Source organism: Isoptericola maris (assembly GCF_048065335.1).
Classification (GTDB): Bacteria; Actinomycetota; Actinomycetes; order Actinomycetales; family Cellulomonadaceae; genus Isoptericola; species Isoptericola rhizosphaerae.
In genome coordinates this window covers 37037-48550 of the sequence record NZ_JBLUNY010000006.1, presented here as the reverse complement: position 1 = coordinate 48550, position 11514 = coordinate 37037, and the positions used below count along the sequence as shown (strand labels likewise).

General features: G+C 72.7%; 16 protein-coding genes. 10 read left to right on the top strand and 6 right to left on the bottom strand.

Features of this window, described 5'->3' with window-relative positions:
• The first annotated feature begins 7 nt into the window (after nucleotides 1-7).
• From ACH5HR_RS10440 to ACH5HR_RS10425, 4 genes are all read left to right on the top strand, one after another.
• Entirely contained in the window at nucleotides 8-172 is a 165-nt protein-coding gene (locus ACH5HR_RS10440; protein ID WP_416477742.1) for a hypothetical protein, read from the top strand.
• 10 nt (nucleotides 173-182) lie between these two features.
• Nucleotides 183-548, top strand: coding sequence for a YciI family protein (locus ACH5HR_RS10435; protein ID WP_402377510.1), 366 nt, complete (start codon nucleotides 183-185; stop codon nucleotides 546-548).
• A gap of 94 nt (nucleotides 549-642) precedes the next feature.
• Nucleotides 643-816 carry a YciI family protein gene (locus ACH5HR_RS10430; RefSeq protein WP_402377508.1) on the top strand — a complete coding sequence of 58 codons (174 nt, stop codon included), beginning with the start codon at nucleotides 643-645 and terminating at the stop codon, nucleotides 814-816.
• Entirely contained in the window at nucleotides 813-2144 is a 1332-nt protein-coding gene (locus ACH5HR_RS10425) for an RNA polymerase sigma factor (RefSeq protein WP_416477741.1), read from the top strand. The genes ACH5HR_RS10430 and ACH5HR_RS10425 overlap by 4 nt, the downstream gene beginning before the upstream one ends.
• 96 nt (nucleotides 2145-2240) lie before the next feature.
• On the opposite strand, the gene ACH5HR_RS10420 is transcribed toward ACH5HR_RS10425, so the two are convergent.
• The 5 genes from ACH5HR_RS10420 to ACH5HR_RS10400 all read right to left on the bottom strand — a co-directional run bounded on the left by ACH5HR_RS10420 (nucleotide 2241) and on the right by ACH5HR_RS10400 (nucleotide 5848).
• Nucleotides 2241-2654 (bottom strand): ectoine synthase, encoded by a 414-nt coding sequence (locus tag ACH5HR_RS10420; protein WP_402377502.1) that lies wholly within the window; start codon nucleotides 2652-2654, stop codon nucleotides 2241-2243.
• 40 nt (nucleotides 2655-2694) lie between these two features.
• Nucleotides 2695-3993 (bottom strand): diaminobutyrate--2-oxoglutarate transaminase, encoded by a 1299-nt coding sequence (ectB, locus tag ACH5HR_RS10415; RefSeq protein ID WP_416477739.1) that lies wholly within the window; start codon nucleotides 3991-3993, stop codon nucleotides 2695-2697.
• A 97-nt stretch (nucleotides 3994-4090) separates the two neighbouring features.
• The gene (gene ectA / locus ACH5HR_RS10410; RefSeq protein ID WP_416477737.1) at nucleotides 4091-4642 is read right to left on the bottom strand and encodes a diaminobutyrate acetyltransferase; all 552 of its coding nucleotides are present in this window, start codon (nucleotides 4640-4642) and stop codon (nucleotides 4091-4093) included.
• 126 nt (nucleotides 4643-4768) lie between these two features.
• The gene (gene greA, locus ACH5HR_RS10405; protein WP_402377494.1) at nucleotides 4769-5251 is read right to left on the bottom strand and encodes a transcription elongation factor GreA; all 483 of its coding nucleotides are present in this window, start codon (nucleotides 5249-5251) and stop codon (nucleotides 4769-4771) included.
• Nucleotides 5252-5416: 165 nt separating this feature from the next.
• Complete coding sequence (locus ACH5HR_RS10400; protein WP_416477735.1) at nucleotides 5417-5848, bottom strand: DUF4307 domain-containing protein; 432 nt, start codon at nucleotides 5846-5848, stop codon at nucleotides 5417-5419.
• Between the two features lie 53 nt (nucleotides 5849-5901).
• Here ACH5HR_RS10400 and mca point away from each other — a divergent pair, with 53 nt between their 5' ends.
• From mca to ACH5HR_RS10385, 3 genes are read left to right on the top strand one after another with little or no spacing between them, the layout of a single operon-like run.
• Nucleotides 5902-6798 (top strand): mycothiol conjugate amidase Mca, encoded by an 897-nt coding sequence (mca, locus tag ACH5HR_RS10395; RefSeq protein WP_416477733.1) that lies wholly within the window; start codon nucleotides 5902-5904, stop codon nucleotides 6796-6798.
• Nucleotides 6798-7181: a hypothetical protein gene (locus ACH5HR_RS10390; protein ID WP_416477732.1), complete on the top strand. Its 384-nt coding sequence runs from the start codon at nucleotides 6798-6800 to the stop codon at nucleotides 7179-7181. The genes mca and ACH5HR_RS10390 overlap by 1 nt, the downstream gene beginning before the upstream one ends.
• Entirely contained in the window at nucleotides 7178-7987 is an 810-nt protein-coding gene (locus tag ACH5HR_RS10385) for a nitrilase-related carbon-nitrogen hydrolase (protein ID WP_402377482.1), read from the top strand. Before ACH5HR_RS10390 ends, ACH5HR_RS10385 begins: the two co-directional genes overlap by 4 nt.
• Nucleotides 7988-8027: 40 nt before the next feature.
• Here the strand turns inward: ACH5HR_RS10385 and trhA are convergent, their stop codons facing one another.
• Complete coding sequence (gene trhA, locus ACH5HR_RS10380) at nucleotides 8028-8705, bottom strand: PAQR family membrane homeostasis protein TrhA (protein WP_416477901.1); 678 nt, start codon at nucleotides 8703-8705, stop codon at nucleotides 8028-8030.
• Nucleotides 8706-8988: 283 nt separating this feature from the next.
• Here trhA and ACH5HR_RS10375 point away from each other — a divergent pair, with 283 nt between their 5' ends.
• Genes ACH5HR_RS10375 through ACH5HR_RS10365 form a run of 3 tightly spaced genes read left to right on the top strand, consistent with a single transcriptional unit; the run spans nucleotide 8989 to nucleotide 11512 of the window.
• The gene (locus tag ACH5HR_RS10375) at nucleotides 8989-9750 is read left to right on the top strand and encodes an isoprenyl transferase (RefSeq protein ID WP_402377480.1); all 762 of its coding nucleotides are present in this window, start codon (nucleotides 8989-8991) and stop codon (nucleotides 9748-9750) included.
• A 48-nt stretch (nucleotides 9751-9798) separates the two neighbouring features.
• Entirely contained in the window at nucleotides 9799-10287 is a 489-nt protein-coding gene (locus tag ACH5HR_RS10370) for a MarR family winged helix-turn-helix transcriptional regulator (RefSeq protein WP_402377477.1), read from the top strand.
• Nucleotides 10288-10309: 22 nt separating this feature from the next.
• On the top strand, nucleotides 10310-11512 hold the full coding sequence (locus ACH5HR_RS10365) for a glycerate kinase (protein WP_416477730.1): 1203 nt from the start codon (nucleotides 10310-10312) through the stop codon (nucleotides 11510-11512).
• Nucleotides 11513-11514: the final 2 nt, after the last annotated feature.

Here is an 11514-nt window from a genome sequence, read left to right as displayed (position 1 = left end):
GGAGTCCATGATGCGATTCGTGTCGACGATCCTGTGCAGAGGACCCGAGGTGGAGCGCCACCGGCGGTACGTCGCCGAGCGGCGGTACGGTGTTGGCGACGGCATCGAGGCCGCAGACGTCGCGATGTTCGGACCTGTCGTGTACGTCCGTCCGGACGCCCGGATCCGCTGAGGAGGCAGTGATGCGCTACCTGATGCTGGTGCTCAGCACCCCGCAGGACCCGGACGCCGTCGACGAGAGCGGCGCCCCGGCGATCGAGGACTGGGTGGACCGCTACTACGGCGACGGCACGGCCTCGGCCGGGGACCGGCTGCGTCCGCCCGAGGACGCCGTCGGCGTCCGGGTGCGCGGCCGGAAGGTGCTCGTGACCGACGGTCCGTTCTCGGAGTCGAAGGAGGCGATCGGCGGCTTCGACATCATCGAGGCCCCCGATCTCGACACGGCGATCACCGTCGCCTCCGAGCATCCCATGGCGCACCTCGGGGCGATCGAGCTGCGCCCCTTCTGGCCGCTGGACCTCGACGGGCAGCAGGGAGGTGACCGATGATGCGGTACCTGTTCCTGGTGCGCGAACCCGACGTCCCGGACCGTGGCCCGACCCCTGACATCGACGAGTGCGGGTCCACGACGGTGCGACGGTCGTGACCGACGGCCCCTTCGCGGACTCGAAGGAGATCATCGGCGGTTTCGACATCATCGAGGCGCCGGATCTCGCGGCGGCGCTCGCGATCGCCGCCGAGCACCCTGGTTCGTGGGGCGGATCGACGATCGAGGTGCACCCGTTCTGGCCGACGGGCGGGGACCCGGCGGCGTGACGGGTGCGGCGTCCGCGGTCGAGGACGCGTTCCGCAGCGAGTGGGGGCGCGTCCTCGGCGCCGTCGCGCGCAGCACCGGCGACCTCGACCTCGCGGAGGAGTCGGCGCAGGAGGCGTTCGCGACCGCGCTCCGGACGTGGTCTCGGGACGGCGTCCCCGGCCGGCCGGGTGCCTGGCTGACGACGACGGCTCGTCGGCACGCGATCGACGTCCTGCGGCGGCGTCGCACCGAGGGGGAGAAGACCACCGCGGCGGCGCGTCTCGGGGAGCGGGTGGACGGCGGCCTGCGCGCCGCCGGCGCCGCGGGTGACCCGGTGCCCGACGAGGTCGCGCTCGGGCTGGAGGACGAGGCGTGGGAGACCGACGACCCCGACGGTGACCTGCTGCGCCTGCTGTACACGTGCTGCCACCCGGCGATACCGCTGGACGGGCGGGTGGCGCTCACGCTGAGGTCCCTCACGGGCATGACGACCGCTCAGGTCGCCCGGGCCTTCCTCGTCCCCGAGCCGACGATGGCGCAGCGGCTCGTCCGGGCCAAGCGCCGCATCCGCGCCACGGGGATCGTCTTCCGCGTGCCGCCGCCCACGTTCCTGGCGGACCGCACGGCGGGGGTCCTCGCGGTGCTGTACGTGCTCTTCACCGAGGGTTACGACGCGTGGGCCGAGCCCACCGACGCCGCTGAGGGCACCACCGCCCGTCGAGCACTGGCCGACGACGCGGTGCGGCTCGCGCGCATGGTCGCGCGGCTGCTGCCCCACGAGCCCGAGGCGCAGGGGCTGCTCGCCCTGTTCCTGCTCCAGCACGCCCGGCGGGAGGCCCGTACCGGGCCCGACGGTGCGACCCGCGTCCTGGCGGAGCAGGACCGGATGCGGTGGCGCCAGGACGAGACGGCCGAGGGTCTGGAGGTGCTCGACGCCGCGCTCGCGGCACGACGGCCGGGCCCGTACCAGGTGCAGGCCGCGATCGCGGCGCTGCACGCTCGGGCGGCGGACGGCACGGAGACGGACTGGACCGAGATCCTCGCGCTCTACGACGTCCTGGGCGAGATGACAGGATCGCCCGTCGTCGCGCTGAACCGGGCGGTCGCCGTCGCGCAGGTTCACGGCCCTGGTGCGGCGCTGGAGGCGCTGGACGCCGTCGCCGGCGTTCCGGAGTTGGCCGGCTATCACCTGCTGGCGGGTGTCAGAGCAGACCTGCTCGCTCGGCTCGGGCGGGCGAGTGAGGCCGCCGACGCCCTGCGGACCGCCCTGGCGCTCGTGGACCGCGAGGGGGACCGCCGACTCCTGCGCCGCCGGCTGGCCGACCTGGTGGACCCGGAGACGACATGAGCGTGCCCCCTCGTCCCGTGGAGGGACGAGGGGGCACGCTCCTCGAGACGGCGACGCCCGGTCGGCCGGACCGGCACGCGGGCGGCGCACGGAGGGTCAGACCGCCGCGGTGGTCTCCGGCTCCGGCTCGGTGACGAGCGGGTACACGCCGTTCTCGTCGTGCACCTCGCGGCCGGTGACCGGCGGGTTGAAGACGCAGACGCACGTGATGTCGGTGCGCGGGCGCACCTTGTGCTTGTCGTGGTCGTTCAGCAGGTACAGCGTGCCGGGCTTGAGCTCGTGCACCTCACCGGTGGCCAGGTCCTCGATCTCGCCCTCGCCGGACGTGATGAAGACGGCCTCGATGTGGTTGGCGTACCAGAAGAAGCTCTCGGTCCCGGCGTACAGCGTGGTCTCGTGCACCGAGAAGCCGACGCGCTCCTTGGCGAGGACGATGCGCTTGGAGCGCCAGTTCTCGCTCTTGATGTCGGCCTCGGTGTCGGTGATCTCGTCGAGCGTGCGGACGATCATGTGTCTCCTCGGTCGTGAGAGGTCAGGTGGGACGGGTCGGTCAGGAGCCCAGGACGGCGTCGAACGCCTCGTCCAGGATGGCCAGGCCGCGGCGCAGCTCGTCCTCGGTGATGGTCAGCGGCGGCAGCAGCTTGACGACCTCGCTGTCGGGACCCGAGGTCTCGACCAGCAGACCGTGCTCGAACGCGTACTGCGTCACCCGGCCGGCGAGCTCGCCGTCGGGCATCTGCAGACCGCGGGCGAGGCCGCGACCCTTGGAGAGGAGCTCGTGGTCGGGGTGACGCGAGACGACCGAGTTGAAGGCGCTCTCGACGATCAGGCCCTTGGCCTTGACCTCGTTCTCGAGGGTGTCGTCGGACCAGTAGGTCCGGATCGCCTCGGAGGCCGTGGCGAACGCCGGGGCGAACCCGCGGAAGGTGCCGTTGTGCTCGCCCGGCTCCCACACGTCCAGCTCGGGACGCACGAGGGTGATCGCCATGGGCATGCCGTAGCCGGAGATCGACTTCGACAGGCAGATGATGTCCGGGACGATGCCGGCCTCCTCGAAGGAGAAGAACCCGCCGGTCCGGCCGCAGCCCATCTGGATGTCGTCGAGGATCAGCAGGATCCCGTGCGCCTTGCACAGCTCGGCCAGGCCACGGAGCCACTCGGCGCGCGCGGCGTTGATGCCACCCTCGCCCTGGACGGTCTCGACGATGACGGCGGCGGGCTCGTTGAGGCCGGACCCGCCGTCCTCGAGCATCCGCTGGAAGTACTGGAAGTCGTCGACGTCACCGTTGAAGTAGTCGTCGTACGGCATCGGGGTGGCGTGCACCAGCGGGATGCCGGCGCCGCCGCGCTTCATCGAGTTGCCGGTCACGGACAGGGCGCCGAGCGTCATTCCGTGGAACGCGTTGGTGAAGTTGATGACCGACTCGCGGCCCGTCACCTTGCGGGCGAGCTTGAGGGCCGCCTCGACGGCGTTCGCGCCGCCCGGGCCGGGGAAGACGACCTTGTGGTCGAGTCCGCGCGGCTCGAGGATGTTGGTGCGGAAGGTCTGCAGGAACTCGCGACGCGCGGTGGTGAACATGTCGAGCGTGTGCACCATGCGGTCGTCGGCGAGGAAGTCCAGCAGGACCTTCTTCAGGATCGGGTTGTTGTGCCCGTAGTTGAGGGAACCTGCACCCGCGAAGAAGTCGAGGTACTCGGTACCGTCCTCGGCGTACACGGTGGCGCCGACCGCACGGTCGAACACCACGGGCCAGGCGCGGGAGTAGCTGCGGACCTCGGACTCGAGGGCGGTGAAGCCCGTCGGGTCATCGGTGGTCGACGCGTCGGACTGGGGGGTCAGGGTCGTCACGAAGGACACTCCTCTGAGGTGGTGCGCGCGGGTGCTTCGAATGGAACGGGGGCTGTGTCGTCACCTGCGCGCGGGACCGGCGCAGCCCGGTGTCGTGTCAGTTGCGGAAGCCCTCGATCACGAGCAGCGGTTCTGCCTCGTGGCCGTCGGGGAAGTGCTGTGCCTCGAAGCCGGGCACCTCGGTGAGCGAGGCGGTGCGGTCCTCGGACCAGCGTCGGAAGACGCGGCGGGAGGCTGCGTTGTCCTCGGTGACCGTGGTCACGAGGGAGGTGATCTCCGGCTGCTCGTCGATCACGGCGTCGATGAGACGCCCTGCGAGGCGGCGCCCGCGGGCGCGCTCGTCGACCGCGACCTGCCAGAGGAAGTAGCGGCTGGGATCCGCCGGCAGTCGGTAGCCGGTCACGAAGCCGACGACGTTGTCACCCAGCAGGGCGATCCGGCACGTGTCGGAGAAGTGGTCGGCCAGCAGCAGATAGCTGTACGACGAGTTGAGGTCCAGCGATCCGGAGTCGCGGGCGACCCGCCACATGGCGCCTCCGTCGTCGACGGTGGGGCGGCGGATGGTGAGTGGCGTGGAGCCGTCCCCGGCAGCCGCGTCCGCGGGCGCCGAGGGGGTCGGTTTGGTCGTTGGGCCGTCAGAAATTGTCATACCGGCATCAACCATAGACACGATCGAGGGATAATCCCACCCCGCCACGTTGAATCCGGGGTGCGATGTTGACCACAGCCGCACGATGCCGGGGCGTCCGACGGTGGGCGCCCCGGCATGTGGCAGTCAGCCGGAGAACGGCTTGGCGGAGCGGATCTCCACCGGGATCTCGCGCCCGTTCGGCGCGGTGTAGCTGGTGGAGTCGCCCACCTTCTTGCCGTCGATGGCCGCCCCCAGGGGCGACGTGGGGGAGTAGACGTCGAGGTCCGTGGTCCCGGCGATCTCGCGCGAGCCCATGAGGAACGTCATCTCGTCACCGGCGACCTCGGCGACGACGACCATGCCGGCCTCGACGGTGCCGTCGTCGGCGGGCTGCCCCACCTGCACGTGGCGCAGCTTCTCGGTGAGCTCGCGGATGCGGGCCTCGTTCTTCGCCTGCTCCTCGCGGGCAGCGTGGTAGCCGCCGTTCTCCTTGAGGTCGCCCTCGTCGCGTGCGGCAGCGATGCGCTCGGCGATCTCGGTGCGGGCCGGTCCGGAGAGGTGCTCCAGCTCGGACTGCAACCGGTCGTGAGCCTCCTGGGTGAGCCAGGTGACGTTGCTCTCGGTCACGAGGGCTCTCCTTTCGTGGTGCTCGTCGCCTGCCCCGGATGACGCACGCCGGGCCGCCCGGCGGGCGTCGGCACGCGCGCCGGACGGCGCAGGACTGCGTGTGAATCCCTCAGGATAGCCGACGGTGGGTGGATTCGTGGACTTCGTGGCACCGTCGTCGAGCCGTCAGAGGTCGGAGACGACGCAGTCGGTGACGTCGGCGGCGGTCGCCTGCTCGGAGGTGCCGACGGTCACCTGGTAGGCGGAGGTCCGGCCGTCCGCGGGGCCGACCGGGACGTCGAGGGTGCCCACCTGGGCGTAGCTGGTGGACAGGGCGTCGACGGTGCAGACCGCCGTCGTGCCCGGGGGCATGTGCACCTGGAACGTGACGTCCACGCGCTCCGCGTCGACGACGTCGAAGCTCACCATCTCGGCGGTGACGGGATCCGCGGCGCTCTGCGCCAGGGAGAACCAGGCGGTGGCACCGACGGCGGCCGCGAGGGCGACCCCGATCGCGACCTTGGCGCCCCGCCCCGGGCCGCGGGCCGGCGTCGAGGAGGCCCTCGCCGCGCCTCCGTAGCGGCCGGCGGGGACGGTGGGGAGCTGCTCGGAGGTCATGACACCATTGTCCTCCACGACGCGGACGTCTCGAACTCATCCCAGGAGGACCCTTGACCGGCGAACCACTGCGGCTCATGGCGGTGCACGCGCACCCGGACGACGAGGCGAGCAAGGGTGCCGCGACGACGGCGAAGTACGCCGCCGAGGGTGTCGAGGTCCTCGTCGTCACCTGCACCGGTGGGGAACGTGGCGACGTGCTCAACCCGTCGTTCGCGCCGCCCGAGGGGCACTCCTTCGACACGCTCGAGGAGAAGCGCGCCGTGCGCCGCCTCGAGATGGCAGCGGCCGCGGCGGCGCTCGGCGTGCGTCAGCAGTGGCTCGGGTTCGTCGACTCCGGCCTCCCGGAGGGTGACCCGCTGCCCCCGCTGCCGGAGGGCTGCTTCGCCCTGCTGCCGCTGGAGGAGGCCTCCGCACCGCTCGTCGAGCTGGTCCGCCAGTTCCGGCCGCACGTCATGACCACGTACGACCCGACCGGCGGCTACCCGCACCCGGACCACATCCGCTGCCACGAGGTCTCGTACGAGGCCTACCGTGCGGCGGGCGACGCGAGCCGCTACGTCGTCGACGGCGGCGCGGAGCCGTGGGAGCCGCGCAAGCTCTACTACAACCACGGCTTCTCGATGGAGCGCATCCGTGCGGCGCACGAGGCCATGGAGGGCGCCGGCCTGGAATCCCCGTTCGGCGACTGGATCGAGTCCCGCACGGCGCGGGAGATCCCCGAACGGGAGGTCACCACGCGGATCGACGTCTCCGGCTACTTCGCCCAGCGGGACGCCGCGCTGGTCGCCCACACCTCGCAGATCGACCCCGACGGATTCTTCTTCGCCGTGCCGCGAGACCTCGAGGTCGACGTGTGGCCCACGGAGGAGTTCGAGCTCGCGGACTCCCGGGTGCCGGTCGAGACCCCGGAGTCCGACCTGTTCGCCGGCGTCGAGGAGGAGTCCTGATGTCCGTCGCGCTGCTCGGCGGCCTGCTGGCCGACGTCAGCCCGTCGCCCAGCCCGACGGCGCCCGTCCTGGAGGACTGGGAGGTCACCCCCGGTCTGACGGGATTCCTCGCGACGTTCGCCATCGCGGCCGCCGCGGTGCTCCTCTTCCTCTCCCTGAGCCGCCACGTGCGCAAGGCGGACGCCTACGCCCGGGCGCACGGCATCGAGGTGCCGCAGCGGCGGTCCATCGGGTTCCGGACGTCGACGGGCGAGGCGTCCGACGGCGCCGCGACGCCCGACTCGCCCGCTTCGCCGTCGCCCGCTTCGCCGTCGCCCGCTCCGCCGTCTGACGCGTCGCCCGACGGCGGCACCCCGGACGGGACGGACCGGCCCGCGTCATGACGCGCGTCACCGTGGCACAGGTCGAGGTGGCCGACGACCACGAGGCGAACCGGTACATGGTCGCCGACGCGTTCCAGGCCGCCGCGGCGGTGGACGCCGACCTCCTGGTGCTGCCCGAGTACGCCTCGGGGTACCACCGGCACGGCGTCGGCATCGAGCACGCCGAGCCGCTGGACGGCGCGTTCGTGTCCACCCTGCGCACGCTCGCCGCGGAGCACGGGACGGCCGTGATCGCCGGGACGACGCTGCCGGGCGCGACGCCCGGCCCGGCCGACGCACGTCGTGCGGTGAACGCCGTCGTCGCCGTCGACGCCTCCGGCGAGCTGGTCGGCGCGTACCGCAAGGTCCACCTCTACGACGCGTTCGGCACCCGCGAGTCCGACCGGCTGGAGCCGGGGCCGGCCGACGCGGCACCGCTCACGCTGCGGGTCGGCGACCTCACCTTCGGCGTCATCACCTGCTACGACCTGCGGTTCCCCGAGTCGGCGCGGCGCGTGGTCGACGCCGGGGCGGAGGTCCTGGTGGTCCCGGCGGCCTGGGTCGCGGGTCCCCTCAAGGCGGAGCACTGGCGCACGCTGCTGGCGGCGCGGGCGATCGAGAACACCGTCGTGACGGTCGGCGTCGGGATGGCCGGCAAGGGCGTCACGGGCAGGTCCGTGCTGGTCGGGCCGGACGGCGTCGTCGGCCTGGAGCTGGACGAACGGCCGCAGTACCGCACGGTGGACCTGGATCCTGAGGAGCTCGCCGCGGTGCGCCGGGCGAACCCCTCGCTGCAGAACCGGCGCTACGCCGTCGTCCCCCGCTGACCCTCGCCCCAGCCCTGACGTTCGGCGACCGGGGGGAGGGTCAGGTGGCCGCGAGGTAGATCGCCACGGTGTGGCAGGTGAAACCGACGACCGTCAGGACGTGGAAGATCTCGTGGAACCCGAACCACCGGGGTGAGGGGTTCGGGAACTTGGTGCCGTAGACGACCGCGCCGAGCGTGTAGGCGAGCCCACCGCCGGCGACGAGCCAGACCACGGCCGGGCCGCCGGTGGCGCCGAACTGGCCGAGGTAGCCGACGGCCACCCAGCCGAGCGCCAGGTAGATCGGCACGTAGAGCCAGCGTGGCGCGCCCATCCACAGCAGCCGCGTCAGCACCCCGGCGGCGGCGCCGATCCACACGATGGTGAGCAGGATCGTGGCGGCGCGCGGGTCCAGCAGCATGACGGCCAGCGGCGTGTAGGTGCCGGCGATGATGACGAAGATGTTCGCATGGTCCGCGCGTCGCAGGGCCGCCTCGACGCGCGGCGACCACGTCCCGGTGTGGTAGACGGCGCTGGTGGCGAAGAGCATGAACGCGCTGAGTCCGAAGACCGCCGCCGCGACCTTGCCGGCCACCGGTTCGGCCAGCACGACGAGGACGATGCTGGCAGCCAGCGCGAGGGGGGTCGTGGCCGCGTGGATCCATCCGCGGAGCCTGGGCTTGAGCCGGCGGGCGACGTCCTTCGCGTCCCGCGCGACGTCCTTCGCGGCAGCGGTCAGGTCACCGCGGTCCGGGGCTTCCGTCCCCGGACCACGACGCTCGGCTCCTTCGGCCACGGTGTCTCCTTGCTGGTGCTGGTGCTCGTCGAATGAACCTACGGTCCCGTAGGTTACGCCACCGTAGGCGCGGTGCGGGAACCGTCCCGCCGGGGACCTGTGAAGATCGTGCGACGAGACGGCGGGGCACGCGCGCGAACCTCGCCCGGTCGTCCCGGCGGGGCGACCCGGAGCGGTACCGTTGTCCCGATTCGTCCGACCCCCCGCCACACCGCGAAGGACCAGCGTGCGCCTGCCCCACCCGCTGTACAGCCTGTACGAGCGCCGGCTCTCCGGGTCGTTGGACCGCGAGCAGATGCCGCGCCACGTCGGCGTCATCCTCGACGGCAACCGGCGCTGGGCGAAGTCCTTCGGCGAGACGGCAGCCACGGGCCACCGGCGCGGGGCCGACAAGATCACCGAGTTCCTCGGCTGGGCCGAGGAGCTGGGCATCGAGGTCGTGACCCTGTGGATGCTCTCCACGGACAACCTCGCGCGACCCGAGTCCGAGCTCGCCAACCTGCTCGACATCATCGAGGACGCCGTCTGCGACCTCGCCGGTTCCGGGCGATGGCGCCTGCGGGTCATGGGACGACTGGACCTGCTGCCCGAGCGTCTCTCGAACGCGCTGCGGAGCGCCGTGGCCGAGACCTCCGACGTCGTGGGCCTGCACGTCAACGTCGCCGTCGGCTACGGGGGCCGCCACGAGATCGCCGACGCCGTGCGGTCCTACCTGCGCGCCGAGGAGGCCAACGGCACCACGCTGGCCGAGCTGGCCGAGCGACTCGACGTCGAGGACATCGCCGCCCACCTGTACACCAAGGGCCAGCCCGACCCCGAGCTGGTGATCCGCACCTCCGGCGAGCTCCGCGTCGGCGGGTTCCTCATGTGGCAGAGTGCCCACTCCGAGCTGTCGTTCGTCGAGGCATACTGGCCGGACTTCCGGCGCGTCGACTTCCTGCGCGCGCTGCGTGACTTCTCCCGGCGCGAGCGCCGGCTGGGTCGATAGACGACGCCCTCGGACTCTCGCGGCGACGACGCCAGGACAGGAGAACCCATGACATCGACCGACAGCAGCCTGCCCGGCACGGCTCGGGATGCCGCCCGGACCTGGGAGGCGCTGTTCCGCACGCAGGTCACGCTCATGCGCCGGTTCCAGGCGGACTCGGTCTGGGACGAGGTGTCCATGCGCGAGTACGACGTGCTCTTCACGCTGTCCCGGGCGACGAGCTGCACCATGCGGCTGCGCGACCTCAACGAGAGCGTCCTCATGGCGCAGTCCTCGCTCTCCCGGCTCGTGGAACGGCTCGAGGACCGCGAGCTCGTCCTGCGGTCCGTGCCGGACGACGACGCCCGCGGCACCCTGGTGGCGCTGACGGAGACGGGACGGCGGATGCAGCGCGACGTCGGACGGCGCCACGTCCGTGCCATGGAGCAGTACGTCGGCGGTGCCCTGGACGTCGAGGAGCAGGCCGAGCTGACGCGCCTGCTCGACAGGCTGCGGGCCGCGCAGGCCGGCATCGCGGACTGGTCACCCCAGGGTTGATCGGGCCGGTTATCCTCGGCGCGTGACCTCGCCGACACCCGCCGAGCCCGCCCCTCGCCACGTGACCCGCACCGCCACGCCCGACGAGCCCCACGTCGTGGTGGTGCCCGACTCGTTCAAGGGCAGCCTCGGGGCCACCGACGTCGCGGCGGCGCTGCGGGCCGGCGTCCTGGCCGCCAGCCCCGACGCGCGCGTGACGTGCCTCGCGATGGCCGACGGCGGCGAGGGCACCCTCGACGCGCTGGTCACCACCTGGCTGACGCCCGTCCAGCACGTCGAGACCGTCGACGCCGTGGGTCGTCCGAGGACCGCGCGGTTCGCCGTCTCGCCCGACGGTCGCACCGGCGTCGTCGAGCTCGCCGAGGCGAGCGGTCTGCCGGCCGTCGGCGACGTCCCGCCCCAGCCGCTGCACGCCGGTACGCACGGCACGGGCGAGGTCGCGGCCGCCGTGCTCGACGCCGGCGTCGAGGAGGTGCTCGTCTGCCTGGGCGGCTCTGCCTCGACCGACGGTGGCGCCGGCCTCCTGACCGGTCTGGGTGCCCGGCTCCTCGACGCCGACGGCGCACCCGTCCCGGACGGCGGCGAGGGCCTGGCGCAGGTCGCCTCGCTGGACCTGTCCGGCCTGCACCCGCGCGCCCGCCAGGTGCGCTGGCGTCTCGCCGTCGACGTCACCAACCCGCTCGTCGGCGAGCTCGGGTCGGCCGCCGTGTTCGCCCCGCAGAAGGGCGCCGGGCCGGGGGAGGTCGAGTTCCTCGACGCGGCGCTCACCCGGTGGGCCGACCTCCTGGAGCGTCGGTCCGGCGTCCGGGTCCACGAGCTGCCAGGAGCGGGTGCCGCCGGCGGCGTGCCCGCCGCGCTCGTGGCGCTGCTCGGCGCGGAGCTCGAGCCCGGGGCGTCGCTCGTGGCGGAGGCGGTCGGTCTGCCGGCGGCGCTCGCGGACGCCGCGCTCGTCATCACCGGCGAGGGGTCGTTCGACTCCCAGTCGGTGCGGGGCAAGGTGGCCGACGGCGTCGCCCGCCTGGCTGAGGCGTCCCCGGCCCGGCCCCCGGTCGTCGTGGTCGCCGGCCAGGTCCTGCTCCCGGCCGCGCAGGCACGCGCGGCGGGGATCGCGGCGGCGTTCTCGATCGCTCCCGGGCCGATCGGGCTCGACGAGCTGATGTCGCGCACGGCCACGCGGCTGACGGAGGTCGCGGCGTCGGTCACGACCCTGGCCCTCGCGAGGTAGCA